This window comes from Sphingomonas sp., from assembly GCF_019635455.1.
GTDB lineage: Bacteria > Pseudomonadota > Alphaproteobacteria > Sphingomonadales > Sphingomonadaceae > Sphingomonas.
In genome coordinates this window covers 88,644-114,235 of sequence record NZ_JAHBZJ010000011.1, presented here as the reverse complement: position 1 = coordinate 114,235, position 25,592 = coordinate 88,644, and the positions used below count along the sequence as shown (strand labels likewise).

Genomic DNA, 25,592 nt, shown 5'->3' with positions numbered 1-25,592 from the left:
CGTAATTCAGTTCGGTTATGAAACGGGAATGGCCCTGCCCCCGCTTTTCGATCGTCTGCGCCTGCCGGTCATCGGCTCGCCGCTCTTCATCGTCTCCGGCCCGGATCTCGTCATCGCGCAATGCAAGGCGGGGATCGTCGGATCGTTCCCCGCGCTGAACGCCCGGCCGCAGAGCCAGCTTGACGAATGGCTGCACCGCATCACCGAGGAACTGGCGGCGTGGAACCGCGACAATCCCGGACGCCCCGCCGCGCCGTTCGCGGTCAATCAGATCGTTCACCGCTCCAACGACCGGCTGGAACAGGATCTGGAAACCTGCGCCAAATGGCAGGTGCCGATCGTCATCACCTCGCTCGGCGCGCAAGAGGCGGTGAACCAGGCGGTGCATGGCTGGGGCGGGATCACGCTGCACGACGTCATCAACGATCGCTTCGCGCACAAGGCGGTGGAAAAGGGGGCGGATGGCCTGATCCTCGTCTGCGCCGGGGCCGGCGGTCATGCCGGCACGCTCAGCCCCTTCGCCTTTGTGCAGGAGACCCGCGCCTGGTTCGATGGACCGATCATCCTGTCGGGATCGATCGCCAACGGCGGCGCGATCCTCGCCGCCCAGGCGATGGGCGCGGACCTGGCCTATATCGGTTCGCCCTTCATCGCCGCCGCAGAGGCGAATGCGGAGACCGATTACAAACAGGGCATCGTCGCCGGCGGCGCGTCCGACATCGTCTATACCAACCTGTTCACCGGGGTGCATGGCAACTATCTGCGCGCGTCGATCGAGGCGGCGGGGCTCGATCCCGACGCGCTCCCGGTCAGCGACCCCAGCAAGATGAATTTCGGATCGGGCGGCAATCAGAAGGCAAAGGCGTGGCGCGACATCTGGGGATCGGGCCAGGGGATCGGCGCGGTGCGCGCGATCGAACCCGCCGGCGCCTTTATCGATCGTCTGGACGCCGAATATCGCGCTGCCCGGCTGAAAGTCGGCGGCCTGCCGGCGGGGGGCTGGAGCGCCTGACCTGTCAAAAGGCGTGGGCGAGCCGATCGAGCATCATCCGCGCCGGACTTCCCGCGGTCGTCGCCACCGGCACCTCCTGCGCCGCGTCCAGCCGCGCCACACGGCGATGCAGGTCGATGCTTGCGGCGATCAGCCCCTGCGCCGCCAACGGCATCGAATCGAACGCATCGCGCTCCGTTTCCGGCGCCGCGCCCAACCGGCGCGAGGGATCGAGCGCATCGCGCGGCGGCAGTTCGCCGGCATCGACCGCGCGCTGCGTCAACAGCCAGGCGATGACGTGCATCAGCCGCGTCGTCACCTTCAAGGATTCGCACGAAAACACGACGCGAGACATTGCGTCGAGCAGGTCGCGCTCGTCGCGTCCGACCTCGTCGAAATAGCCGCGCGCCTCGTCCGCCAGCAGCATCGATTCGGTATAAAGCGAATCGATCAGCCTGCGGTGGATCCGCGCCGTCTGTCCTTCCCCCATCATGGTCGTGAACGCTGACATAAACGTCACATTAACGAAACAGGCTTTTCGCGCACGGCCTTGTCTCAAAGCGGGGCGCGGCTGCGCCGGGGGTCAGGCGATGATATCGGGGATCAGTTCGTCCTCCAGCGCGGCGATTTCGTCACGCAGCCTCAGCTTGCGCTTCTTCAGCCGGGCGATCTGGAGCTGGTCGGGCGTGCCGGACATCGACAGCGCATCGATCGCCGCGTCGAGGTCGCGATGCTCGATCCGCAGCAGTTCCAGCCGGCGCTGTATCTCGCTTTCGTCCACCATACGCCCCCAAAACCCGGACTCGACCCGTCGCATTATCCCGTTGCCCCGTCGAACAGGCGATTCGCAAGGGGCGACAAGCGATCCGAATCATGATCTACTCCTTATTCCCCCAACTACGAGCAGGAGGATTGCTTCCATGCAGAACGCGCATCTCTCGGCACTGGAGACCAAGCATGCGAGCCTCGATCGCAAGATCACGGCAGAGTCGCAGCGGCCATTGCCCGACCAGATGATTATCGCCGATCTGAAGCGCCAGAAGCTCAGAGTGAAGGAAGAGATCGCGCTCAGCTGACGCGCGACAGGGAGCCGCCCCGGCCATGCGCCGGGGTCGCTCCCGCACCTTACCACCAATTGGATTTCAGCCGGCCAATTCTCCCTCCGGCAATTCCCCCTCCGGAAGTTCCACGTCCAGCAGCGCCGATCGCGGCGTCAGATCGGCCGGCGCACCGGCGGCTTCTCCAGCGAGGCAGGCTTCGTCGTCACCGGCTTGCGCGCGGCCATCGGGTCGATGTCGTGATCGAATGCGATGCCGATGCGGCCGTCGGTGGCCCAGGCGATGCGCCCGTCCACCCATCCAACGCCGCGTACATCCACCTGGACCGGTGTTCCGATTTCGACGCGTTCGGCATATTCGGCCATCAGTCCGCCGGCGGACAGATTGCGCACCCGCACCTGTACCGCCTCGCCGCCCGCCACTTTCAGCATCGCCGCCAGCAACAGGCTGTCCCGTGCGGTGCCACGCTGGCTCGCGGGATCATCGCTCGGGGCGTGGTGAAAGGGATCGGTCGAAAACTGGTCCATCTGCCGCTCGTGCAGTTTGTACGTGCGCAGGACTAGACCAGAAATGGGTATGGAAATTGTTAACCGGCGGTCGGGTTCGCGCCGGCGCGGATCATTCCTCGCGAGAAACCTTTTCGTTCCGCTCATGGCGTTCCTGCGCCTCGACGGTCATCGTGGCGATCGGGCGCGCCTCCAGGCGGCCGAGGCTGATCGGCTCACCGCTCACTTCGCAATAGCCATATTCGCCATCGTCGATCCGACGCAGCGCGGCGTCGATCTTCGCGATCAGCTTGCGCTGGCGGTCGCGCGTGCGCAGTTCGATCGACCAGTCGGTCTCCGACGATGCGCGATCGGTCAGGTCTGCCTCGCGCAGGGAGTCGGTTTGCAGCTGGTTGAGCGTCCCCGCCGCCTCGCGATGGATCGCGTCCTTCCAGGCCAACAGCTTTTCGCGAAAATACTGAAGCTGGCGTGCATTCATGAATGGCTCGTCAGCGCTGGGCCGATAGCCATCGGGAAGATCGTTCGCGGCGCGACGCTCCGGCTCGTCCTGCTGTTCGTAAACGGTTGCCATGCCACTCTCCACACCGGAAGTCCGATAGCGAAGCCGATCGGAATCCGCCCTTTGCCCGCGGGCGCTATAGGAGCGGGCCGCCCACATCACAAGCAGGCGAATCGCATAGCGCCCAGCGGCAAGCCGTTCATGGCACGGGGGAAATTGCCCGTCGCTTAAGCGCGCAACAATGTTGGGTTCATATTAACCACATTTCTTAATCAACTCTCAACATTAACGCCACCTTCGTTCCTTTTTGATACATTAACCATGCATAACGCCGGCATGATCATTAAAATCGAGCGATGGCCGTTCGAATAATAGTTAATGTCGTTGAACTTAATGTTTTCTTCTGCACTTTTGCCGCATTGGACGCACAAGGATTGTTGCATCGGCAACTTCGGGGCGCGTCCAGCAAGGCGAGAGAGTAGAACATGTCGGTTCGGATGGCATTGGCAAAACTTTGCGCTTGCGCATGCGGCGGCGCCGTTATCGGCGGCGGCGCGGTGCATGTCGCAGAGACCCGCGCCGAACGTGCGCAGGTCCAGTCTCAATCGGTTGCGAAAAAACGCGTCGTCGCGCGACGCAGCATCAAGAAGGCCGGCGGCGCGCGTCGTGTCGTTCGCCGCACGGTGACGACGACCGCGCAATGCCAGCCCCAGGTGCTGACCCTCACCTCACAGGGCGCTCCCATTCCCCTGCCCCCGCCCGTCTACGGCTCCAGCGGCGAAATGCCGATCGCCGGCGGCGGTGGTGGCGGCGGCGGCGGTGCGGCCGCTGCGGCGGGCGTGGTTGGTGGTGGCGGCGGCGGCTTTGCCGGCGGCTTCTTCGCGGGCGGCTTCTTCGGCGGTTCGGGCGGCGGCGGCAGCGGCGGCATCGTGATCTCATCGACCACCAGCACCAGCAGCGGCACCAGCGGAAGCAGCAGCAACGGCAGCTCAGCCTCCTCGACCAGCAGCAGCACGTCGAGCAGCAGCAACGGCAGCACGACCAGCAGCAGCAACGGCAGCAGCGGCATCAATATCGACATCAACATCTCGTCGGGCAGCACCTCGACCTCGACCGGCGGGTCCTCGACCTCCACCGGTGGCTCCTCGACCTCGACCGGCGGGTCGTCCAGCGGCAGCGTATCATCGACCTCGTCGACCGGCGGCTCTTCCACCGGCGGGTCCTCGACCTCCAGCGGCAGCGTCAGTTCGACCTCGTCGGGCGACGTCTCGTCCTCGACCGGCGGATCGTCCTCCTCGACCTCGTCCGGCGCCTCGTCCAGCTCGACGTCGGCGGGCGGCAGCGGCGGGTCGAGCGGCAACGTCTCGTCCGCCAGCGGCGGCAGCGGGGGATCGTCCTCGTCCACCTCGGCGGGCGGGTCCTCGGGTAATGTCTCTTCGGCGTCGGGCGGCTCGTCGGGCGACGTGTCCTCGTCCTCGAGCGGCAATGTGTCCAGCTCGGCCTCGTCCTCGGGCGATGTCAGCAGTTCGGCCAGTTCGTCGGGCGACGTGTCGTCCTCGACCTCCGCCAGCTCATCGGGCGATGTTTCGTCCTCTTCCTCGACATCGGCTTCGTCGTCGGGCGACGTGTCGTCCTCGACCTCGGCCAGTTCGTCGGGCGACGTGTCCTCGTCCAACTCCAGCGGGTGGAGCACGTCGAGCGGGTGGAGCACCTCGACCTCGTCGAGCAGCAGCTCGTCCTCATCCAGCTCGAGCAGCTCGGGTGGCGATACGCCGGGCGGTCCGGAGCCGGTCCCCGCGCCGCCGATGGTTCTGCTGTTCGGCGCGGCCGCAGCGGCGCTGGTGGTGCGCAAGCGCTTTCAGAACCGCAAGGCGGCAAAGGCCGCCGGCTGATATCCGATGATTCCGGGCGGGTCGGCGCTGCCGTCCCGCCCGCACCATCCGCCGGTCATTCGGCGTCGATCAGCACCTTTTCGATATCCACGATGGGGTGGCCGGTCAGGGTCTTGTCGATCTCGCCGATCAGCCGGTCGCTCACTTCCTTGTGATAATGTTTGCGCAGTTCGCCCAGCGTGCGCGGCGGCGCCACCACGATCAGCTTCTCGAAGTCATTGTCGAACGCCCGTTTCTTCAACAGGTCGGCGGTCTCCGCCGCGAACCGATCTTCTTCCAGCTGGTGAAAATCGGTCTCCTCATATGCGCTGCGGCCCGGGCCGACGCTCGAAAAGGAACGGCCGGGGGTGTCGGTTCCCTGTTCGCGGTCCGGCGGATTGTCCTGCTCGCGCTTGCGTTCGACCTGAAGATTGGGATGCACCGCATCGCCCTCGTTCCTCAGGAACAGCATCTTGCGGCCGTCAGCCACCACGACAAAGGCGTTGTGCGGAACCTGCATTGCGTCTCTCCTTCTTCTGATACGGGATGAACGCGCGCATGCCGCGCCGGGTTGCGCACGACTTCGCGCCCCGCCATAGCCAGCGCCCATGCACGATATCCGCACGATCCGCGAAAACCCCGCCGCCTTCGACGCCGCGCTCGCCCGTCGCGGCCTCGTCCCGCATGCCGCCCATCTGGTCGCGCTGGACGAGGCGCGCCGGGGCCTCACCACCCGTCAGCAAGAGGCGCAGGCGCGCCGCAACGACCTGTCCAAACAGGTCGGCCAGGCAAAGGCCACGAAGGACGAGGATCGCGCCCAGGCACTGATGGCCGAGGTCGCCGCGCTCAAGGACGAACTTGAGCGGCTGACCGGCGAACAGGCTTCCGCCGACGAGGCGCTGCGCGCCGCGCTTGCCGCCATCCCCAATCTTCCCGCCGCCGACGTGCCGGACGGAGCGGACGAGGACGACAATCTGCTCGTCCATTTCCGGGGCGAAAAGCCGCATTTCACCTTCGACGCGCAGGAGCATGATGCGTTCGGCCCGGCGCTTGGCCTCGATTTCGAAACCGGCGCGGCGCTCGCGGGCGCGCGCTTCACCTTTCTGCGCGGTCCCGCCGCCCGGCTCGCCCGTGCGCTTGGCCAGTTCATGCTGGACACGCTGACCGCCGATCATGGGTATGAGGAGGCGGGGGTTCCGCTCCTCGTCCGCTCGGAGGCGATGTTCGGCACCGGCCAGCTACCCAAATTCGCCGAGGACAGCTTTCAGACCACCGACGGACGCTGGCTCATCCCGACCTCGGAGGTCAGCCTGACCAACAGCGTGCGCGAACAGATTCTCGCCGCCGACGCGCTGCCCATCCGCCTCACCGCGCTCACCCCCTGCTTCCGGTCGGAAGCCGGCGCGGCGGGCCGGGACACGCGCGGCTATATCCGCCAGCACCAGTTCGACAAGGTCGAGATGGTGTCGATCGTCACACCCGACGCGTCGGAGGCGGAGCATGAGCGGATGACCGCCTGTGCCGAGGACATCCTCACCCGGCTCGGCCTGCATTTCCGCCGCATGCTGCTGTGCGCCGGCGATATGGGGTTCAGCGCCGCACGCACCTATGATCTGGAGGTGTGGCTGCCTGGCCAGGCGCGCTATCGCGAGATCAGCTCCTGTTCGACCTGCACCGATTTCCAGGCGCGCCGCATGAACGCCCGCTATCGCGGCGCGGACGGCAAGCCCGCGTTCGTCCACACGCTCAACGGCTCCGGTCTTGCGGTTGGACGGACGCTGGTGGCGGTGCTGGAGAATTACCAGCAGGCGGACGGATCGGTCGCGGTGCCGGCCGCGCTCCAGCCCTATCTGCGCGGCATCGACCGCCTCGAACCCGCCGCGTGAGGATCCTCCTCACCAACGACGACGGCGTCCACGCCCGCGGGCTTGAGGTGCTCGAACGCCTTGCCCGCACGCTCTCCGACGACATCACCGTCGTCGCCCCGCTCGAGGAACAGTCGGGCAAGGGGCGCTCGCTCAGCCTCACCGAGCCGGTGCGCCTGCGCCGCTTCGGCGAGCGCCGCTTCGCGGTCACCGGCACCCCCACCGATGCGGTGATGATGGCACTGGCGGAGATCATGAAGGACGCGCCGCCCGACCTCATCCTCTCCGGCGTCAATCGCGGCGCCAATCTGGGCGAGGATGTCAGCTATTCCGGCACCGTCTCCGCCGCGATGGAGGGCGCGCTGGCCGGCATCCGCTCGGTCGCGCTCAGCCAGCGTTACGCGCTGTCCGCGCCGGGCGAGCGGGTCAGTTTCGACGCCGCCGAACAATGGGGCGAACGCGTGCTGCGCCCGTTGATCGCTGCCGACTGGGCGCCGCGCACGCTGATGAACGTCAATTTCCCGCCGCTGCCTGCCGATCAGGTCCGGGGCATCCGCGCGGTCGGCCAGGGGTTGCGCGATTATGGACGGCTGAAGCTGGACCGGCGCACCGATCCGCGCGGCTTCGATTATTACTGGTTCGGTCTCGGCCGCGTGCCGCATACCCCGGTCGCGGACACCGACCTTGAGGCGATCGAGGCGGGCTACATCACCGTCACCCCGCTGCATCTGGACCTGACGCATCGCGAATCGCTTGATATGCTCGCGCGCACCTATGGTTGATGCCGGGGGAGGCATGCGGGAGAAACACAAGCGGATCGCGGTCGGCGGCGCCTTCGCGGCGTTGACCCTGCTGGGGGGGTGCATTCCGCCGGGCGCGGGTCCGCCCACGCGCCCGCGCACCGTCTATACCGGCGACCCCACTGCGGCGCCCCGGCGTGATGATGTCGCCGCGCTGCCGGCCCCGCCCCCCGCATGGGAGGCCCGCCCGGTCACCGCCGACGCGCGGACCATCCCCGGATCGACCTATATCGTCGAGCGCGGCGACACGCTGCGCGGCATCGCGAACAAGACCGGTGCCGGATCGGAAGCGATCGCACGCGCCAACGGCCTCGCCCCGCCCTATGTCATCCAGATCGGTCAGCGGCTGACGATCCCCGGCGGCCGCTATCACCTTGTCCGCGCGGGAGAGACGGGCATCGCCATCGCTCGCGCCTATGGCGTCGACTGGGGCCGGGTGGTGACCGAAAACGACCTTGCCGAACCCTATATCCTGCGCGTCGGCCAGCGCATCCTGATCCCGGGCGACGCCCGTCCGATGACGATCGAGGAACGCGCCGCCGCCTTCCGGCTCGACATTGACGACATCGTCACCGGCGGCCAACCGGCCATCGCCGAGCGCGCCCGCCCGACCAGGCCCACCGCATCTTCGGCCCGGGTGCTCCCCTCGACCGCCGCGGTCGCGCCGCCCACCACGCTGACCGGCGGCTTCCAGTGGCCGGTCCGCGGCGAGGTGATCCGCAAATTCGGCCCGGTCGCCAGCGGCGAACGCAGCGACGGGATCAAGATCGCGGTGCCGCTCGACACCCCGATCCTTGCCGCCGCCGACGGCACCGTCGCCTATGTCGGCAGCGAAATTCCCTCGCTCGGCGGCCTCGTCATCATTCAGCATGGCAGCGGCTGGACCACCGTCTATGGCCATGCCGGCCAGCTGCTCGTCCAGCGCGGCCAGTCGGTGAAGCGCGGACAGATGATCGCCCTGTCCGGCGATTCGGGAACGAACCGTCCCGAACTTCATTTCGAAATGCGGCAGGGGCGTACCCCCGTCGATCCGTTGACAAGGCTTCCGGCCCGCCCCTGATGCGCGATACGCCCCACGCGACGCTCAAGCGCAAGTCCGGCCTGCCGGTCTGGCTGTCGATCGGCTGGCGCGTCGCCGGCGTGCTGGCACTTGTGGGTCTGGCGATCGGTGTTCACTGGTTCGATCGTGATGGCCTGCGCGACAATTACGACGGCCATGTCAGCTTCATCGACATCATCTATTTCACGATGATCTCGATCACCACCACCGGCTATGGCGACATCGCCCCGGTGACCGAACGCGCGCGGCTGTTCGACGCGCTGGTGGTCAGCCCGATCCGCGTCTTCGTGGTGCTGTTGTTCCTCGGCACCGCCTATAATTTCGTCCTCAAACGAACCTGGGAAAAATGGCGCATGGCCCGCATCCAACGCGATCTGCACAATCACATCGTCGTCGCCGGCTATGGCCAGACCGGCTCCGACGCGGTTTCCGAACTGATCGCGCGCGGCATCGATCCGGCCGATATCGTGGTGATCGATTGCGATCAGGCCCGGCTCGACAATGCGCGCGACCGGGGGTGCAACATCCTGCTTGCCGACGCGACGCGCGATGCGACGCTGATGGACGTGAAGATCGGTCGCGCCCGCACGTTGATCGCCGCCGCCGGGCGCGACGACACCTCGATCCTCATCACCCTCACCGGCCGCCACCTCGCCCCCGATCTGTCGATCAGCGTGGTGGTCAAGGCACAGGATAACGAACTGCCCGCCCGCGCCGCCGGGGCGACCACGGTCATCAATCCGGTCAGCTTCGCCGGCCTGTTGCTCGCCAGCTCCTGCTCTGGCCGGCACATCGCCGACTATATGATGGATCTCGCCAGCTTTGACGGCCGCGTGCAACTGACCGAGCGGGCGGTGCGCCCCGACGAAATCGGCCGGCCGCTGACCGCGATCGCGACCGGGCTGGGGGTCCGCATCTACCGCGCCGGCACCCCGCACAGCTTCGCCGAGCCTGAGGCGCAGGCGCTCGCCGCGAACGACGTCATCGTCGAAATCGTGCCAAAGGGTCAGGCGATCGCCTGACCGGTCAGCGCTGGCGCGCCAGCACCCAGGCGGTCGTCACCTTGAACTTGAAGATCGGCGCATATTCGCGCGTCTCCTTCTGCGCGGCGGCGTCGAAATCGCGATAGCTGGCGATCCGCGCGAGCAGCCGGTCGCCCGCGTCGCTCAGAAACGGATAGGCGCGCGCCGCCTTGCCGGACAGCAACAGCGACGTCCCGGCGTACATCTGGAAGTCGATCAGCATCTTCTCGCTGCCCGCCCCGCTCTGCTTTGCCAGCGCGACCAGCCGCTCGATGATCGGCACCGCGCGATCGAACCGCCCCTGATCCTGCGTTATCAACAGCGTGATATGTCCCAGCATCAGCTTGATCCGCACGGATGCCGGATTCGCGGGATTGGCCGCCGCCGCCTCCAGCCGGGCCAGATAGGGCTGCGCCTCGGTCAGCTTGCCCGCGTCGATCAGCGCGATGCCATAGTGCGCCGCGGCCATATCGGTCAGCGGCGATTTCGCGCCATAGGTCTTCTCGGTGGTCGCCAGCTCGACGCGCGCGGCCTCCACCGGATCGGCCGCAGCCGCGCCCGCCCAATCGACCCGCTTGAGCGCAGGCGATCCGGATTTCGCCAGTCCGCTCACCCGCACCGCGACCGCGCGCGCCTCTCCCTCACGGCCCAGCCGGCGCAGCGTATTCGCCAGGCTCGCCATCGCGCCCAGCGTCAGCTCGTCGGCTTCGCCCGCCGCTTTCTCGTACAGCGCCACCGCCTTGCGAAACGGCGCCTCGGCCTCGCGATGCTTGTCCATCGTGTAATAGGCGGTTCCGGCACAATCATAGACGCGCCCCGCCAGCACCTGTTCATCCCGCGTCGTCTCGGGCAGTTTCCCCATCAGCGGCGTCAGCATGTCCACCGCCGCCTGCCCCTTGCCCAAATTCCATTGCGCGATGCACAGCGACACGGCGGCGATCACCGCAGTGCGCGAGGTCGGACCCGACAGCTTTCGCGCGAGCGCCAGCCGGCGCTCCGCAACAGGCTCGAACTTCTTCATGTCGAGCAGACGGTCGTAATAGCTGGTCAACGCGCCCAAGATGCCCAGCGCATCCGTGCTGTCGCGCCCGACATGGGTATCGACATAGTCGAGCGCGCGCAGGATGATGTTCTCGACCTTCGCATTCCCGGCGGTCGCGACCAGCACCGCGCTCGCAGCGGCCAGATCGGCACAGGCATCGCCCTGTGGCTGATCCTGTACGCACTTTTCGAACACCGGGATGATGGCCTGCGCCGCCGCGCCATAGTCGCGCTTCGCGAATGCCGCTTCGCCTTCGGGCGGGACCGGGATCCGGGTCGATGTCTGTGCGACGGCGGTTCCTGCCGTGCCGAGCACGCACCCGATCGCGATTGCGCGCACCACGCGCCTCCTGACCCCGGAACGATGACCGGTGCGCGTGGTGCCGGCTCTCCCTGCGTGCATGGCATGACCCCTTCCGCGCGCGATCCTATCAGCTGTCGCGAAACGGCAAAACAGTCAGTGACGGTCCGCCCCGTCGCACGCGAAGCCGCGCGCGCGGGACACCCATGTCAACCGCCGCCGCCCCCGCCCCTATCTTTTTGCCCAGAAATCCCTATGTCGCCGCGCAATCATGGCAACGCGACTCCCAGAGGCCCCCAAAGTGGGCATGGTATCGCTCGGCTGTCCCAAGAATCTGGTCGACTCCGAGCGTATCCTGACCAAGCTCCGTTCCGACGGCTACGCCATGTCGGCGGACTATGCCGGCGCGGACGTGGTGCTCGTCAACACCTGCGGCTTCCTCGACAGCGCCAAGGAAGAGAGCCTGGAAGCGATCGGCGAGGCGATTGCGGAAAATGGCCGCGTCATCGTCACCGGCTGCATGGGCAAGGAGGCGGAGGTCATTCGCGCCCGCTTTCCCAATGTGTTGGCGGTGACAGGTGCGCATCAATATGAGGAAGTGGTCGGCGCCGTCCACGACGCCGCGCCGATGCCGCCCAACGCATTCCTCAACCTGGTCCCCGACAGCGGCCTCAAGCTCACCCCGCGCCACTACAGCTATCTGAAGATCAGCGAGGGCTGCAATCACCGCTGCGCCTTCTGCATCATCCCGGCGCTGCGCGGCGACCTGGTCAGCCGTCGCCCGGACGCGATCCTGCGCGAGGCGGAAAAGCTGATCGAGGCCGGGACGCGGGAGTTGCTGGTCATCAGCCAGGACACCTCGGCCTATGGCGTCGATATCCGCAAGGAACCGCGGATGTGGAAGGGACAGGAAGTCGTCCCGCACATGACCGACCTCGCTCGCGAGCTGGGCAAGATCGCGGGACAGGCCGGCGGCTGGGTGCGGCTCCATTATGTCTATCCCTACCCCCATGTCGATCAGGTCATCCCGCTGATGGCCGAGGGGCTGGTGCTTCCCTATCTCGACATCCCGTTTCAGCATGCCAGCCCCTCGGTGCTGCGTACGATGCGCCGCCCGGCGAACGAGGCGAAGGTGCTGGAGCGTCTGCGCGGCTGGCGCGATATCTGCCCCGACATCGCGATCCGCTCGACCTTCGTCGTCGGCTTTCCCGGCGAGACGGAGGATGATTTCCAGTATCTGCTCGACTGGCTGGACGAGGCGCAGCTGGACCGTGTCGGCGCCTTCCGCTTCGAACCGGTCGAGGGCGCGGCCGCCAACGACCTGCCCGGGGCCGTCCCGGAAGCGGTGAAGGAAGAGCGCTATGCCCGGATCATGGAAAAGACCGCCGCGATCAGCGCCGCCAAGCTTCAGGCGAAGATCGGCCGCACGCTCGACGTGATCGTCGATGAGGTCGAAGGCGACGGCGCCAATGCCCGCAGCCAGGCCGATGCGCCCGAAATCGACGGCACCGTCTTTCTGCGCGACGCCGGCCACCTGAACCAGGGCGACATCGTCCGCGTCGAGATCGAGGACGCCGACGACCACGATCTTTACGGCGTACCGCTTGCCTGATCGGGTCCGCCGCGTCGCGCCGGCCGCCCTCGCCGCGCTCTGGTTTGGCCTCGGCGCGATGCAGATGCCGGCGGGCGTGCGATCGACCCCGGTCGATCCGCTGACGGTGCAGGACGACGATTTCGCCCGCCATCGCGATCCCGCCGAATGGCGGGGCCTTAGCGTCACCAGCATCGAGTTTCGCGAGGAACGCGGGGCATGGCGGCTGTGGCGTATCGCGAATGTGAAAAAGCCGCGCGGCCCGCTCTGGTTCGTCCCCCATGACAATGAAAATGCCGGGTTCGAGGCGGCGCTGGTCGGGGTCAGGGCCTATGGCGGAGTCGTCATCGCGGTCGATTCCGGGCTGGCCGATGACGGCCGTCGCCGCAACGGCGCGGTCGATCGCGGGCGACCGATCGACCCCAACCGCAATTTTCGCGACGGCTATCCCACCTATGCGCGCACCGTGCTCGCCGATTATGCCGGGGGCGCCCACCCGATCATCGCCCTGCACACCAATGCCCCCGGCTTCGACACCAGCGACTCACGCTGCAACCGCACGGATCGACCCGGCAGCGGCACCGTCTCGATCCGCTTTTGCGATGACGTGATGCAGCCGCGCGCCTCCCAGGGTCGGGCGTGGCCGTTCGACGACGACGACAGCCTCGCCTATGTCACCTATCGGTCGGGGCGATCGCCCTATTCGGCCTGGTGCGGCAAGGCGCTGGCGCTGGCGGATTTCAACGTCGTGTTCGAACGGGTGAGCGTCAGCGACGGCTCGCTGTCCAACTATGCGCTGCTCCACGGCCTCGACTATGTGAATTTCGAGACCCAGGAGCGCGGTCTGTCGCCTGCCGGGCTTCGCGAAAGCCGCAACCGGCTGGTCGCGATGATCGACCGCGCGATGGAACGCTGCGTCGCGCCATAGGGTCTGAACTAGCGGTGGGCGCTCCGGCTCGCTACATCCGCCGCGATGACCGACCTCTCCCCGCTGCTCCAGCCCGATCGCGGCCAGCCCGCCCGTCCGATCCATGTCGTCCACCCCGATGACTGGACCACGTGGCTGAACGCCCAGCCACCGCGCGTCCGCACCGCGGTCGCGGCGGCCAAGGTGACCGGAAAGGCCGGCAATCGCGCCGTCCTGCCGGGCGATGGCGCGGACGACTGGTCGATGCTGCTGGTCTGCGACGAAGGCGAAGCGTCGCCCTTTCGGATCGCGTCGCTGGGCGAACAATTGCCGGCGGGGACCTATCGCCTGGCCAATGGAGAACCGGGCGCGGCAATGCTCGGCTGGGTACTCGGCCAGTACCGCTTCGACCGCTATCGCAAGGATGAGAAGGCGGAGGGGCCGCGCGTCCTGCTGACCGGCGAACCGGGGCGCATCGACGAGACGCTTCGCCTCGCCGCCGCGACGTTCAGGGTGCGCGACCTGGTGAACACGCCCGCCTCCGACATGGGGCCGGCGGATCTGGAGGCGGAGGCCGCGTCGCTCGCCAAGGCGCATGACGCCACGCTGACCGTCACCCGCGGCGATCCGCTCGAACAGGGCTATCCGATGATCCACGCCGTCGGCATGGCCGCCGCGCGCGGCCGGGAGCCGCGGCTGATCGAGCTTGAATGGGGGGATCCCGCGCACCCCCGCCTCGCCATCGTCGGCAAGGGCGTGTGTTTCGATACCGGCGGGCTGGATATCAAGCCCGGCGCCGGCATGCGGCTGATGAAGAAGGATATGGGCGGCGCGGCGCATGCGCTGGCGCTCGCCGGCGTGGTGATGGCGCAACGCCTGCCGGTGCGGCTGCACCTGCTGGTGCCGGCGGTCGAGAATGCGGTGGCGGGCAATGCGTTTCGCCCCGGCGACGTCCTCATGACCCGCAAGGGGCTGACGGTCGAGAACACGAATACCGATGCGGAGGGTCGCCTGATCCTGGGCGACGCGCTGACGAAGGCGGTGGAGGGCAAGCCCGACATGATCCTCGACTTCGCGACGCTGACCGGTGCGGCGCGGGTCGCGCTGGGGCCGGAACTGCCGGCGTTGTTCGCCAATGACGACCGGTTGGCCGACGACCTGCTCGACGCCGGCATCGCGCAAAAGGACCCGCTGTGGCGGCTGCCGCTGTGGGACGGCTATGACGAGATGCTGAAATCGGACATCGCGGATCTGGTCAATGCGGCCGATGGCCCCTTTGCCGGCCCGATCACCGCCGCGCTGTTCCTGCGCCGCTTCGTCCCAAAGGGGATCGCCTGGGCGCATTTCGACCTGTTCGCATGGCGCCCGGCGGCAAAGCCCGGCAGGCCCAAGGGCGGCGACGCGATGAGCCTGCGCGCCACATGGGCGATGCTGAAAACGCGCTACGGCGTCTGATCCTCCGGATCGTCGTCCGGATCCAGGCACGGCGCATCGACGCTGACCCAGTGATGTTTCCGGTTTTCGTACACCGAATATTCGGGCGGCGGAAAGGCATCGCGATCGGCAAAGGCGCCCAGCGGGATCGCGACGATATCGGGCATGCTCCGCACCGCATAGGCGATGGTCCCGCCGCAGACCGGACAGAATCGGAACGTCGCACAGTCCCCGCTGTCGCCGACGACGCTGTAGGTCGAAAGCGCGCCCGTGATCGCGACCTGGGACGCCGGGAACCGCACCTGCGCGGCAAACGCGCTCCCCGATCGGCGCTGGCAGTCATGACAGTGACAGACCGACACCCGGATCGGATCGCCCGAACAGGCGGCGGCCACCGCGCCGCAACGACAGGTGGCGGTGCGCGTCACGACGGGGATCGACCAGAATGCACGGCGGACATCACCCTCTCCCTTTTCCGGCCGTACACGCTACACGGATGAGATGACGACGCAACGCAATGGCGGCCGGGTCCTGGTCGATAATCTGATCGCGCAGGGATGCGATCGCATTTTCCATGTTCCCGGCGAGAGCTTTCTCGCGGTCCTGGACGCCCTGCACGACACGCCGCAGGTCGATCTGGTCACCTGTCGGCAGGAAGGTGGCGCGGCGTTCATGGCCTGCGCCGACGCGGCGATGACCGGCCGGCCGGGCGTGTGCTTCGTCACGCGCGGCCCGGGCGCGACGAATGCCAGCATCGGCGTCCATGTGGCGATGCAGGATTCCCAGCCGATGCTGCTGTTCATCGGCGATGTCGATCGCGCGATGCGCGACCGTGAAGGGTTTCAGGAGGTCGATTTCCCCGCGATGTTCGCGCCGCTCGCAAAATGGGCGACCCGGATCGAGGATGCGCGTCGCATTCCCGAATATGTCGCGCGGGCGTGGAATGTCGCGACGACGGGTCGCCCAGGTCCGGTGGTCATCGCATTGCCGGAAGACATGTTGCTGGACCAGGTCGAGGCGGTGGACCGACCCGCATTGGCCAGCAACTATGCCGCGCTCGATCCGGACGATTTCACCCTGATGCTCGACCAGGTCCATCAGGCCGAGCGGCCGGTGGCGATCGTCGGCGGCGCGGGATGGGATCGCGCGACCGGAATCGCGTTCGACGTGTTCGCCCGCCGCTGGGGCATCCCGGTCGCGGCGGCGTTTCGACGGCAGGATGCGGTGCCGAACAACTCGCCGGTCTGGGCGGGCAATCTTGGCTATGGCCCCAATCCTAAGCTGGTCGAGCGGATCAAGGCGGCGGATCTGCTGCTGGTGGTCGGCGCCCGGCTGGGCGAGGCGACGACTGACGGATATACGCTCGTCACGCCCGATCATCCCGGCCAGACGCTCATCCATGTCCATCCGGACCCGGGCGAGATGAACCGCGTCTATCGCGTCGATATCCCGGTCGTGGCCGACGTCTATGACTTTGCGGACATGCTGACCCGCGCCGCGCCTCCCGGACCGCCGCGCGAGGACGGGCGAAACGCGAACGCCGAATGGCGCGACTGGTCGACGCCCCGCCCACGCGCGGGCGTGAAGCTCGACCTGGGCCTGTGCGTCGCGGCGATGCGGGAGCGGATCGCGCCGGACGATGCGATCATCTGCAACGGCGCGGGAAATTTTTCGGGCTGGTGGCACCGATATTGGCACTATGGCGAACAGCCGTCGCAGCTTGCGCCCACCGCCGGGGCGATGGGCTATGGCGTCCCCGCCGCCGTGGCCGCGGCCTTGCGCGCGCCCGACCGGCTGGCGATCGCGCTGGCGGGCGACGGCGACTTCATGATGAACGGGCAGGAACTTGCGACTGCGGTTCAGCACGACGCCCAGATGCTGGTGCTCGTGATCGACAATGGCGCCTATGGCACGATCCGGATGCACCAGGAGCGTGAATTTCCCACCCGATTGTCCGGCACCACGCTGAAAAATCCCGATTTCGCCGCGCTCGCCCGCGCCTATGGCTGCTGGTCCGAAACCGTCGAGGCGAGCGAGGACTTCGGCCCGGCGCTCGATCGCGCGCTGGAACACCGCGGGGTCCGCCTGCTCCACCTGAAGACCGATGTGGAGTTCATTACCGCCGGAACGACGATCAACGCGATCCGCAATCGTTAGTCAGGCGCCGGGTCAGATGGCGGCGCGCTGCCTCTCGCCCATCGCCGCGACGATCGCCTGGACCGCCCAGCGCTCGCACAGTCCGACCGCGCGGGCAAACGCCTTCACGAAGCCCTTGAGGTAGATAAGGCCGGGGATCACGTCGAACCGTTCGTCCTCGATCGCGTGGAGATAGCGGACCGGAACCCGCGTCTGCGCCGCGACCTGCTCGATCGACATGTCCCGGCGACGACGCGCATCGGCGAGCACGTGGCCGATACTGCCACGCGGTTCGACGCGCCAGTCATCGCGCGCAAAGGGAAGAACAGGCTGGTCCGTCATTGCATTCATCGGCGTCGAGCCCCCCGGCTGGCTGACTGCGCCGGCGAATCATCCCGGCCCGAGCCGCGACAATGACTCGCCTCGATCCGCGAGTCGACTCGGCTCGCCTACGAAAACGGGCCGTTTCCCGCAGAAAACGGCCCGAATAGTGGCTAGAGAGAATGAGGGAGGCGGTCAGATGTCGTCGCCAAGCGCGCCCTTGATCTTGCCGCCCAGCTGCTGGACCTTGCCCTTGGCTTCCTGACGCTCGCCTTCCGCGCGCGTTTCGGCATCGTCGCTCTGCTGCTTGACCTTGCCGATGGCTTCGTTGACGTTGCCTTTGACCTTGTCGACCAGTTCACCCATGATGTGCTCCTTCGGATTGGCGTTTGAAAGTTAAACCGATGATAGGTCCGGGAGTTCCGAGCCATCGCGCGCGATTTAGGCGCCGAACCGCATGCCCGGTCGGATAGGCGATCTCTACCATCGATATGCGCCCGCATTCGACGCGGCGCGCCGGCGCGATTTTCCGGAGCGCGCCTGGTTTGACCGGTTCATGCGATCGATCCCCCGGGGCGGACATTTGCTCGATCTGGGCTGCGGAGGTGGCGAGCCGGTGGCGCGCTACCTCATCGATCGGGGCTACCGCCTGACCGGTGTCGATATCGCCCCCGCCATGATCCAGCTCGCCCGCACCCGCTTTCCAAGACAAACGTGGATGGAGGCCGACATCGGAACCCTGGCCGCGGAACCGGGCAGCTATGACGGGATCGTCGCCTGGGACAGCCTGTCGCATCTGCGCGAGGAGACGCAGCGACAACTCGTCATCCGCATGGCGCAGTGGCTGCGGCGCGGCGGCGTCGCGCTGTTCAACACCGGCAGGGGGCTGATCCACCAGCTCGAACCGGCAGCGGACGAAGACATTTTTCACGCCGACCTGACGCCCGCAACCTGTCGCGCGCTGTTCGCGCAATGCGGACTCGCCGAACTCGCCCATGTCGCGGAGGACACGACATGCGGGGGAACCAGCGTCTGGCTGGTCGGGCGCGTCTGACGGTCAGATGAGGCCGGCCAGCGGGCTGGACGGATCGGCGTAGCGGCGCTTGCCCATGCGGCCGGCGAGATAGGCGAGGCGCCCCGCCTCCACCGCCAGGCGCATCGCCCGCGCCATCGCCACCGGGTCCTTCGCCTCGGCAATGGCGGTGTTCATCAGCACGCCGTCACAGCCAAGCTCCATCGCGACCGCCGCATCGGAAGCGGTTCCGACGCCGGCATCGACCAGCACCGGCACCTTCGCACCCTCGACGATCAGGCGGATCGTCACCAGATTCTGGATGCCGAGGCCAGAGCCGATCGGCGCGCCCAGCGGCATGATCGCGACGGCACCTGCATCCTCCAGCCGCCGGGCGGCGATCGGATCGTCCACGCAGTAAACCATCGGCTTGAAGCCCTCTTTGGCCAGAACCTCGGTCGCGCGCAGCGTTTCGACCATGTCGGGGTACAGCGTCTTCGCCTCGCCCAGCACCTCCAGCTTGACCAGATCCCACCCCCCGGCCTCGCGTGCCAGCCGCAGCGTGCGGATCGCGCTCTCCGCGTCGAAGCATCCGGCGGTATTGGGCAGGTAGGTGATCTTCTTCGGGTCGATATAGTCGGTCAGCATCGGCGCGTTCGGATCGCTGACATTCACCCGCCGTACCGCCACGGTGACGATTTCCGCGCCCGACGCCTCGACCGCGGCGGCGTTCTGCTCGAAATCCTTGTACTTGCCGGTGCCGACGATCAGGCGCGAGCGGAACGTCCTGCCCGCGACGCTCCAGCTGTCGTCGGTGACCGCCCCGGCATGATCCCCGCCGCCGACGAAATGCACGATCTCGATCTCGTCGCCGTCCTCGATCCGCACATCGGCCAGCGTCGAGCGCGGCACGACCTCCAGATTGCGCTCGACCGCGACCTTTTCCGGCACCAGACCCAGTTCACGCGCAAGATCGGCGAGGGTTATTCCACCGGCGACCCGGCGATGCTCGCCATTCACGATGATGGAAACGGTGCCGTCGGGATGAGTCTGCATGCTGGTCCTTTCGCTCGGCCGCGATATAGGGATTACGGCGCAACGCTCAAACGGAGTTCGCCTTGACCGATACGATCTATGTGCTGAACGGCCCCAACCTGAACCTGCTCGGCACGCGCGAGCCGGAGATTTACGGGTCCGATACGCTGGACGACATTGCCGGACAGCTTGAGGACCGGGCGCGCGAACTCGATCTGACGATCGATATGCGCCAGTCCAATCACGAGGGGCATCTGGTCGATTGGATGCACGAGGCCCAGGCGCGCGGGGCAAAGGCGGTGCTGCTCAACGCCGGCGCGTTCACCCACACCAGCGTGGCGCTGTACGACTGTATCCGCTCGATCCGGACGCCGGTGATCGAGGTACATCTGTCCAACCCGCACGCGCGGGAGGAATTCCGGCATTTGAGCTATGTCGGGCAGGCGGCTAAAGGAACCATCGCTGGGTTCGGCGCGCTTTCTTACCTGCTTGCGCTTGAAGCAGCGGCGCGACTCTGACACAGGGCGCGTTTTCCGGCGCGTCCGCCCCGTTACGGGCGCGCAGCCAGATTATTCGAGGTCGCATGAGCGAAGAACATAAGAAGGGCATGCATGTGGACATCGAGCTGGTTCGCCAGCTCGCCACGGTGCTTGACGACACCAACCTCACCGAGATCGAGGTCGAGGATGGCGACCGCAAGGTCCGCGTCGCGCGCAAGGTCAGCGCCGCGCCCGCGCCGGTCGCCTATGCCGCGCCGCCGGCCATGGCTGCACCCGCGCCTGCCGCCGCTCCGGCAGCGATGCCGTCGGACCCCGCGTCGATCACGCCGAGCCACGAAAATGCGGTGAAGTCGCCGATGGTCGGCACCGCCTATCTCGCCGCCGAGCCGGGTGCGAAGCCCTTCTCCGCCGTCGGCCAGCAGGTGAAGGCGGGCGATACGCTGCTGATCGTCGAGGCGATGAAGGTGATGAACCCGATCGCGGCGCCGCACGGCGGCACGATCAAGGCGATCCTGGTCGAGAACGGCCAGCCGGTCGAGTTCGACCAGCCGTTGATCGTGGTCGAGTAACACGCCTTGGCCGAGATCAAGAAGCTCCTGATCGCCAATCGCGGTGAGATCGCGCTGCGCATCCATCGCGCCTGTCACGAGATGGGGATCAAGACCGTCGCGGTCCATTCGACGGCCGATGCCGACGCCATGCATGTACGGCTGGCCGATGAGGCGATCTGTATCGGTCCGCCCGCCGCCGCCGACAGCTATCTCAACATCCCGAACATCATCTCCGCCGCCGAGATCAGCGGCGCGGATGCGATCCATCCCGGCTACGGCTTCCTCAGCGAAAACGCGAAGTTCGCCGAAATCGTCGAGCTGCATAACCTCATTTTCGTCGGTCCGAAGCCCGAACATATCCGGGTGATGGGCGACAAGGTGGAGGCGAAGCGCACCGCCGGCGCGCTCGGCCTCCCGCTCGTCCCGGGATCGGACGGCGCGATCAGCGATGTCGAGGCTGCCAAGAAGCTGGCAGCAGAGATCGGCTATCCGGTCATCATCAAGGCGGCATCGGGCGGCGGCGGGCGCGGCATGAAAGTCTGCACCGACCCCGACCAGTTCGAGAGCCTGATGCAGCAGGCGGGCAGCGAGGCGAAGGCCGCGTTCGGCGACGCGACCGTCTATCTCGAAAAATATCTCGGCAATCCGCGCCACATCGAAATCCAGGTGTTCGGTGACGGCAACGGCAACGCCATCCATCTGGGTGAACGCGACTGCTCGCTCCAGCGCCGGCATCAGAAGGTGCTCGAAGAAGCCCCCTCCCCCGTCCTGTCGACCGAAGAGCGCGACCGGATCGGCGGCATCTGTGCCAGGGCGATGGCCGATATGGGCTATCGCGGCGCGGGAACGATCGAATTCCTGTGGGAAAATGGCGAATTCTACTTCATCGAGATGAACACCCGGCTTCAGGTCGAGCATCCGGTGACCGAGGCGATCACCGGTCTGGACCTGGTCCGCGAACAGATCCGCATCGCCGAAGGGCATCCGCTGACGCTGCGGCAGGAGGACGTGCATTTCCGCGGCCATGCGATCGAATGCCGCATCAATGCCGAGGATCCCCGCACCTTCGCGCCCTCACCCGGTCGCGTCGATCAATATCATGCCCCCGGCGGCATGAACGTGCGCGTCGATAGCGGCCTGTATTCGGGCTATAAGGTGCCGCCTTATTATGACAGCATGATCGCCAAGCTGATCGTGTTCGGCACCACCCGTCAGGGCGCGCTCCGCCGCCTCCGCCGCGCGCTGGAGGAATTCGTGATCGAGGGCGGCGGGATGAAGACGACGATCCCGCTGCACCAGGCGCTGCTCGACGTTCCCGAGTTCCAGGCCGGCGAATATACGATCAAGTGGCTGGAGGAATGGCTGGCGACGCAGGACGACGCCTAGCGATCGATCAGCGGGGCGGCGGAGCAAGGGGGCAACGATGTTCGTCGGCCATTATGCGCCAGCGCTCGCCGTCGCGGCGACCGGCCGCCCTTCCCCCCGGCTCGGCACCCTGTTCGTCGCTGCCCAATTCGTCGATCTCGCCTTTTTCGGCCTGATGCTGGCGGGGGTCGAACATCTGCGGATCGTGCCGGGCATCACCGCCATGAATCCCATGGACCTCTATGACATGCCCTGGACCCACAGCCTTGCGGGTACGTGCGGCTGGGCGGTGCTGTTTGCCGCGACGCTGTGGCTGGCGGTTCGGAACTGGCGGATGGCGGCGATCGGCGCGTTGGTGGTGGTGTCGCACTGGCCGCTCGACCTGCTGGTCCACCGCCCCGATCTGACGCTCGCCGGGTCCCCGCCTGCCTGGGGTCTGGGCCTGTGGGATCATCCGGCGATCGAAATGCCGCTCGAAACGCTGCTCGTCGCGGGCGCGCTTCTGTTCTACGCGGGGCGGACGCGCCCGCGGCGCCATGGCCGTCTGTCCCTGGCGATCCTCACCCTGGCGATGGTCGTGGTTCAGGCGGTCAACTGGTTCGGTCCCCCGCCCGAGGCGGCGACCCCCGCCATTCCCCTCTCCGCGCTGCTGGCCTATGGGCTGCTTGCCACCCTGGCATGGTGGACCGGCAGGACGAGAGAGGCGAAGGCATGAAGGCGACGATCTACCACAATCCGCGCTGTTCGAAATCGCGCGAGGCGCTGGCGCTGTTGAACGACGCCGGAGCGGACGTGACGGTGATCGAATATCTCAAGTCCCCGCCCGGGCGGGCCGAACTCGCGCGGCTTTATGCGAAGGCGGGAATGTCCCCACGCGACGGCCTGCGCAAGGGAGAGGACGGCGCGAAGGCGCTCAAGGACGCCGATGACGACGCCATTCTGGATGCGATGGCGGCGGACCCGATCCTGATCGAGCGACCGCTGGTCGAAACCGATAAGGGCGTACGGCTGGGCAGGCCGCCGGAAACGATCCGCGAGATCCTCTAGGTTGCGGTCGGCCGGCGTGCGGCCATTTCGTCGGTCACGTCCAGCTTGGTTCCGTACAGCCATCGCGGGCTGCCATTCTCGGTCGCGACATCGGCGGTAAGGCGGAGCCAGCGAAGTTCGCCGTCGGTGCGCCGGATCTGCGCCTCGAAGGTGAAGCTGCCCGACCCCGCGATCGCGGCGCTGCGCAGCCGGTCGAGCTCGGCGCGCGATTCGGGCAGGTACATCGCGACGATCTCATCTCTCGACACCGGTGCGCCGATCGGGAGGCCGAACAGGTGATAGACGCCCGCGCTCCATCGCAGCTGGTCGTCGCTGAGGTCACATTGCCATGATGCCTGAAGCGGCATCAACTCTTCCGGTCCGTTCAATGCACGCGCCATGCTTTGCTCTAATGCGGAAAGCACCAACGCATCGTTACCATGGGTGACCTTGCCGGCGCGGAGCGCTATCCCCGCGCCATGCAGGACCGCACGCGCGATACGCTGATCTTTGAGCCGGGACGCAATTGCTGGCGGGTCGAGACCGCATCGCGCCTTTCGGTCATCGTGGATGCCGACGCCTATTTTCGTGCCGCGCGACAGGCGATGCTGCGGGCCAGGCACCAGATCCTGCTGATCGGATGGGATTTCGACGCACGCATCCTGTTGACGCATGACGATCCGCCCGACCATCCCGACGCCCCGCGCGAGGTGGGGGATTTCATCTCTTGGCTGACGCGGCGCAATCCCGATCTGCACGTGCATATCCTGCGCTGGGATATCGGCGCGCTCAAATCGGCGTTTCGGGGCAAGACGCTGCGTACGCTGCTGCGCTGGCGCACCGCGAACCGGCAGGTGCATCTCAAGCTCGACAGCACCCATCCGGCGGGCGCGTCGCATCATCAGAAGATCGTCGTGATCGACGATTGCCTGGCCTTTTGCGGTGGCATCGACATGACCCTGTCGCGCTGGGACACACGCGCGCATGGCGACGATCAGACAGGGCGCGTGGATCCCGATGGCTGTGCCTATATGCCGTGGCACGACGCCACGACCGCGATCGAAGGACCGGCGGCGCGCGCATTGGGCGAGCTGTGCCGCGATCGCTGGCGCCGTGCCGGCGGAGGGCCGGTGGCGGCTCCCCGGATCGATCACCAGTGCTGGCCCGACTGCCTGACCGCCAGCTTCAGCGATCAGCGCGTCGCGATCGCCCGGACGCAGCCGCAAATGCCCGACGGCGATCCGATCGAAGAGATCGAGGCGCTGTACCTCGACCTGATCGCGCAGGCCCGCAAGTTCGTCTATGCGGAGAGCCAGTATTTCGCCTCCCGCCGCATCGCCGAAGCGATCGCGAAGCGCCTGGCCGAACCGGACGGCCCGGAATTCGTCATCATCAATCCCGCCCAGGCCGATGGCTGGCTGGAACAGGAGGCGATGGACAGTGCGCGCGCACGCCTGTTTCAGGCGCTGAAGCAGCGCGATCCGCGCAATCGGCTGCGCATCTATCATCCGGTGACGGCTGCGGGCGATCCGATCTATGTTCATGCCAAGGTTCTGGTGATCGACGACCGCGTGCTGCGGGTGGGATCGTCAAATCTCAACAATCGCTCGCTGGGGCTGGATACCGAGTGCGATGTCGCTCTTGCCGCCGGAGACGACGACACGGCGCGGCATATCGCGGAAATCCGCGACAGCCTGATCGCCGAACATCTGGGGACGGATACCCGACGGGTCGCCACCGCCATCGCCGAACGCGGATCCCTGATCGCCGGAATCGAATCGCTGCGGACCTCGGGCCGCACGCTTCGGCCATATCGCACCCCCGATCTTGTCGCCGTCGAGAAATGGCTGGCCGAGAACCAGATCCTCGATTCAGGTGACGAGCCGGTGTTCGAGGCGATCGCGCGTGGCGGCCTCCTCCGCCACTTTCGCCGCTAGCGCCGGCGTTCCTCGGGCGGCAGGCGTTCGAACACCCACTCGTGATTCTCGCGGATCAATGCCGGGATCGGCCGCCGCTGCGCATCGAGCGACGGGCGGTAGCGATAGCGCTTCCGGATGAGGGTGCAGGTCAGCGCATCCACCTCCGCAAAGCCGCTGGAGCGGACGATGTTGCACTCGCCGACGCGCCCGTCGGTGCCGACGACGAACAGCACCGTCACCCGCCCTCCCAGCCCCTGATCGGCGAGAATGTCCGGATAGTCCGAATCATACAGGCGGCCGCGAATCTGCACCGGCGGGATTTCATCGCGATCCCCTGCCCCGTCGCCATTTCCGTCGCCCCCGCCGCCCCGGCCGTCGCCGATGCCGCCCGCACCGGTGCCGGGGCCGGCAATCTTTGCCGCGCCGCTCGTCGCCTGAACGCCGTCCGCCGCCTTCTCGGCGACGGTGACCGGGGGCGGTGGCACGGGGACGGGGACGACCGGCTTGGGCGCCTCGATCTCGGTCGCGCGGGAGGTCAGGTTCGGGGGGGCGGCCGCGCCCGATGGCCGGGTATCGCGTTGCTTCATCCGCACCGTCCGCTCTCTTGGCGGAACCGGCGGCGGCACCACGTCGAACGTCGCCATCGATTCGGGGTCGGCGGCGATGCGGTCGCGCACCGCCAGCCCGAACAGCAGCGCCGCGAACAGCGCCGCCGTCGCTGCCAGAGCGGCCAGACTGCCGCCGATCCGCTCGCGCGGGGTCATGAACGCGGAACTCATGC

At 67.0% G+C, this 25,592-nt stretch carries 31 protein-coding genes; 17 read left to right on the top strand and 14 right to left on the bottom strand.

Features of this window, described 5'->3' with window-relative positions; translation table 11 throughout:
- Positions 1-28: 28 nt before the first annotated feature.
- Positions 29-1,012, top strand: coding sequence for a nitronate monooxygenase family protein (locus tag KF783_RS13750; protein ID WP_294080258.1), 984 nt, complete (start codon positions 29-31; stop codon positions 1,010-1,012).
- A gap of 4 nt (positions 1,013-1,016) precedes the next feature.
- Here the strand turns inward: KF783_RS13750 and KF783_RS13745 are convergent, their stop codons facing one another.
- Together KF783_RS13745 and KF783_RS13740 are read right to left on the bottom strand one after the other, a co-directional pair.
- On the bottom strand, positions 1,017-1,502 hold the full coding sequence (locus KF783_RS13745) for a DUF1465 family protein (protein WP_294080256.1): 486 nt from the start codon (positions 1,500-1,502) through the stop codon (positions 1,017-1,019).
- Positions 1,503-1,574: 72 nt separating this feature from the next.
- Positions 1,575-1,772: a DUF465 domain-containing protein gene (locus KF783_RS13740; protein ID WP_294080332.1), complete on the bottom strand. Its 198-nt coding sequence runs from the start codon at positions 1,770-1,772 to the stop codon at positions 1,575-1,577.
- A 139-nt stretch (positions 1,773-1,911) separates the two neighbouring features.
- Between KF783_RS13740 and KF783_RS13735 the strand changes: the two genes are divergently transcribed.
- Positions 1,912-2,067, top strand: a complete 156-nt coding sequence (locus KF783_RS13735) for a YdcH family protein (protein WP_294080254.1) — start codon at positions 1,912-1,914, stop codon at positions 2,065-2,067.
- Positions 2,068-2,204: 137 nt separating this feature from the next.
- On the opposite strand, the gene KF783_RS13730 is transcribed toward KF783_RS13735, so the two are convergent.
- The 5 genes from KF783_RS13730 to KF783_RS13710 all read right to left on the bottom strand — a co-directional run bounded on the left by KF783_RS13730 (position 2,205) and on the right by KF783_RS13710 (position 5,445).
- A complete protein-coding gene (locus tag KF783_RS13730) occupies positions 2,205-2,576 on the bottom strand; it encodes a PilZ domain-containing protein (RefSeq protein ID WP_294080251.1) in 372 nt (123 codons plus the stop codon).
- 91 nt (positions 2,577-2,667) lie between these two features.
- Positions 2,668-3,126, bottom strand: coding sequence for an RNA polymerase-binding protein DksA (gene dksA / locus KF783_RS13725; protein WP_294080249.1), 459 nt, complete (start codon positions 3,124-3,126; stop codon positions 2,668-2,670).
- A 200-nt stretch (positions 3,127-3,326) separates the two neighbouring features.
- Positions 3,327-3,755 (bottom strand): hypothetical protein, encoded by a 429-nt coding sequence (locus KF783_RS13720; RefSeq protein ID WP_294080247.1) that lies wholly within the window; start codon positions 3,753-3,755, stop codon positions 3,327-3,329.
- Between the two features lie 62 nt (positions 3,756-3,817).
- Positions 3,818-4,906 carry a hypothetical protein gene (locus KF783_RS13715; protein ID WP_294080245.1) on the bottom strand — a complete coding sequence of 363 codons (1,089 nt, stop codon included), beginning with the start codon at positions 4,904-4,906 and terminating at the stop codon, positions 3,818-3,820.
- 95 nt (positions 4,907-5,001) lie between these two features.
- Positions 5,002-5,445 (bottom strand): host attachment family protein, encoded by a 444-nt coding sequence (locus tag KF783_RS13710; RefSeq protein ID WP_294080243.1) that lies wholly within the window; start codon positions 5,443-5,445, stop codon positions 5,002-5,004.
- Between the two features lie 88 nt (positions 5,446-5,533).
- Between KF783_RS13710 and serS the strand changes: the two genes are divergently transcribed.
- From serS to KF783_RS13690, 4 genes are read left to right on the top strand one after another with little or no spacing between them, the layout of a single operon-like run.
- Positions 5,534-6,811, top strand: coding sequence for a serine--tRNA ligase (gene serS, locus KF783_RS13705; RefSeq protein ID WP_294080241.1), 1,278 nt, complete (start codon positions 5,534-5,536; stop codon positions 6,809-6,811).
- Positions 6,808-7,572: a 5'/3'-nucleotidase SurE gene (gene surE, locus KF783_RS13700; protein WP_294080239.1), complete on the top strand. Its 765-nt coding sequence runs from the start codon at positions 6,808-6,810 to the stop codon at positions 7,570-7,572. The genes serS and surE overlap by 4 nt, the downstream gene beginning before the upstream one ends.
- 13 nt (positions 7,573-7,585) lie before the next feature.
- Positions 7,586-8,650, top strand: a complete 1,065-nt coding sequence (locus KF783_RS13695) for a M23 family metallopeptidase (RefSeq protein WP_294080237.1) — start codon at positions 7,586-7,588, stop codon at positions 8,648-8,650.
- Complete coding sequence (locus KF783_RS13690) at positions 8,650-9,672, top strand: potassium channel family protein (RefSeq protein ID WP_294080234.1); 1,023 nt, start codon at positions 8,650-8,652, stop codon at positions 9,670-9,672. Before KF783_RS13695 ends, KF783_RS13690 begins: the two co-directional genes overlap by 1 nt.
- A 4-nt stretch (positions 9,673-9,676) precedes the next feature.
- Here KF783_RS13690 and KF783_RS13685 read toward each other — a convergent pair whose 3' ends face one another.
- Positions 9,677-11,053, bottom strand: a complete 1,377-nt coding sequence (locus KF783_RS13685; RefSeq protein ID WP_294080233.1) for a tetratricopeptide repeat protein — start codon at positions 11,051-11,053, stop codon at positions 9,677-9,679.
- Between the two features lie 232 nt (positions 11,054-11,285).
- Here KF783_RS13685 and rimO point away from each other — a divergent pair, with 232 nt between their 5' ends.
- Genes rimO through KF783_RS13670 form a run of 3 tightly spaced genes read left to right on the top strand, consistent with a single transcriptional unit; the run spans position 11,286 to position 14,967 of the window.
- A complete protein-coding gene (gene rimO / locus KF783_RS13680; RefSeq protein WP_294080232.1) occupies positions 11,286-12,626 on the top strand; it encodes a 30S ribosomal protein S12 methylthiotransferase RimO in 1,341 nt (446 codons plus the stop codon).
- The gene (locus tag KF783_RS13675; RefSeq protein WP_294080230.1) at positions 12,619-13,533 is read left to right on the top strand and encodes a hypothetical protein; all 915 of its coding nucleotides are present in this window, start codon (positions 12,619-12,621) and stop codon (positions 13,531-13,533) included. The genes rimO and KF783_RS13675 overlap by 8 nt, the downstream gene beginning before the upstream one ends.
- Positions 13,534-13,578: 45 nt before the next feature.
- Positions 13,579-14,967, top strand: coding sequence for a leucyl aminopeptidase family protein (locus KF783_RS13670; RefSeq protein ID WP_294080229.1), 1,389 nt, complete (start codon positions 13,579-13,581; stop codon positions 14,965-14,967).
- On the opposite strand, the gene KF783_RS13665 is transcribed toward KF783_RS13670, so the two are convergent.
- Entirely contained in the window at positions 14,955-15,374 is a 420-nt protein-coding gene (locus tag KF783_RS13665) for a GFA family protein (RefSeq protein ID WP_294080227.1), read from the bottom strand. The two genes, KF783_RS13670 and KF783_RS13665, sit on opposite strands and share 13 nt — an antisense overlap.
- 73 nt (positions 15,375-15,447) lie before the next feature.
- On the opposite strand from KF783_RS13665, the gene KF783_RS13660 reads away from it, so the two are divergent.
- Entirely contained in the window at positions 15,448-17,103 is a 1,656-nt protein-coding gene (locus tag KF783_RS13660; RefSeq protein WP_294080225.1) for a thiamine pyrophosphate-dependent enzyme, read from the top strand.
- 12 nt (positions 17,104-17,115) lie between these two features.
- Here the strand turns inward: KF783_RS13660 and KF783_RS13655 are convergent, their stop codons facing one another.
- Both KF783_RS13655 and KF783_RS13650 read right to left on the bottom strand, forming a co-directional pair.
- Entirely contained in the window at positions 17,116-17,424 is a 309-nt protein-coding gene (locus KF783_RS13655) for a helix-turn-helix transcriptional regulator (protein WP_294080223.1), read from the bottom strand.
- Between the two features lie 174 nt (positions 17,425-17,598).
- Complete coding sequence (locus tag KF783_RS13650; protein WP_294080221.1) at positions 17,599-17,769, bottom strand: CsbD family protein; 171 nt, start codon at positions 17,767-17,769, stop codon at positions 17,599-17,601.
- Positions 17,770-17,860: 91 nt separating this feature from the next.
- On the opposite strand from KF783_RS13650, the gene KF783_RS13645 reads away from it, so the two are divergent.
- The gene (locus KF783_RS13645; RefSeq protein WP_294080219.1) at positions 17,861-18,457 is read left to right on the top strand and encodes a class I SAM-dependent methyltransferase; all 597 of its coding nucleotides are present in this window, start codon (positions 17,861-17,863) and stop codon (positions 18,455-18,457) included.
- Between the two features lie 3 nt (positions 18,458-18,460).
- Here the strand turns inward: KF783_RS13645 and thiS are convergent, their stop codons facing one another.
- Positions 18,461-19,471, bottom strand: coding sequence for a sulfur carrier protein ThiS (gene thiS, locus KF783_RS13640; RefSeq protein WP_294080192.1), 1,011 nt, complete (start codon positions 19,469-19,471; stop codon positions 18,461-18,463).
- 62 nt (positions 19,472-19,533) lie between these two features.
- On the opposite strand from thiS, the gene aroQ reads away from it, so the two are divergent.
- The 5 genes from aroQ to arsC all read left to right on the top strand — a co-directional run bounded on the left by aroQ (position 19,534) and on the right by arsC (position 22,913).
- Complete coding sequence (gene aroQ, locus KF783_RS13635; protein WP_294080190.1) at positions 19,534-19,968, top strand: type II 3-dehydroquinate dehydratase; 435 nt, start codon at positions 19,534-19,536, stop codon at positions 19,966-19,968.
- A gap of 65 nt (positions 19,969-20,033) precedes the next feature.
- On the top strand, positions 20,034-20,519 hold the full coding sequence (gene accB / locus KF783_RS13630) for an acetyl-CoA carboxylase biotin carboxyl carrier protein (protein ID WP_294080189.1): 486 nt from the start codon (positions 20,034-20,036) through the stop codon (positions 20,517-20,519).
- A gap of 6 nt (positions 20,520-20,525) precedes the next feature.
- Positions 20,526-21,887 (top strand): acetyl-CoA carboxylase biotin carboxylase subunit, encoded by a 1,362-nt coding sequence (accC, locus tag KF783_RS13625; RefSeq protein WP_294080187.1) that lies wholly within the window; start codon positions 20,526-20,528, stop codon positions 21,885-21,887.
- A gap of 37 nt (positions 21,888-21,924) precedes the next feature.
- Positions 21,925-22,581, top strand: coding sequence for a hypothetical protein (locus KF783_RS13620; protein WP_294080185.1), 657 nt, complete (start codon positions 21,925-21,927; stop codon positions 22,579-22,581).
- Positions 22,578-22,913 carry an arsenate reductase (glutaredoxin) gene (gene arsC / locus KF783_RS13615; protein ID WP_294080183.1) on the top strand — a complete coding sequence of 112 codons (336 nt, stop codon included), beginning with the start codon at positions 22,578-22,580 and terminating at the stop codon, positions 22,911-22,913. The genes KF783_RS13620 and arsC overlap by 4 nt, the downstream gene beginning before the upstream one ends.
- On the opposite strand, the gene KF783_RS13610 is transcribed toward arsC, so the two are convergent.
- Positions 22,910-23,293: a PAS domain-containing protein gene (locus KF783_RS13610; protein WP_294080181.1), complete on the bottom strand. Its 384-nt coding sequence runs from the start codon at positions 23,291-23,293 to the stop codon at positions 22,910-22,912. The two genes, arsC and KF783_RS13610, sit on opposite strands and share 4 nt — an antisense overlap.
- Positions 23,294-23,371: 78 nt before the next feature.
- Here KF783_RS13610 and KF783_RS13605 point away from each other — a divergent pair, with 78 nt between their 5' ends.
- Complete coding sequence (locus KF783_RS13605) at positions 23,372-24,829, top strand: phospholipase D-like domain-containing protein (protein ID WP_294080330.1); 1,458 nt, start codon at positions 23,372-23,374, stop codon at positions 24,827-24,829.
- Here KF783_RS13605 and KF783_RS13600 read toward each other — a convergent pair.
- Positions 24,826-25,590 (bottom strand): TonB family protein, encoded by a 765-nt coding sequence (locus KF783_RS13600; protein ID WP_294080179.1) that lies wholly within the window; start codon positions 25,588-25,590, stop codon positions 24,826-24,828. The genes KF783_RS13605 and KF783_RS13600 overlap by 4 nt on opposite strands.
- Positions 25,591-25,592 lie beyond the last annotated feature (2 nt).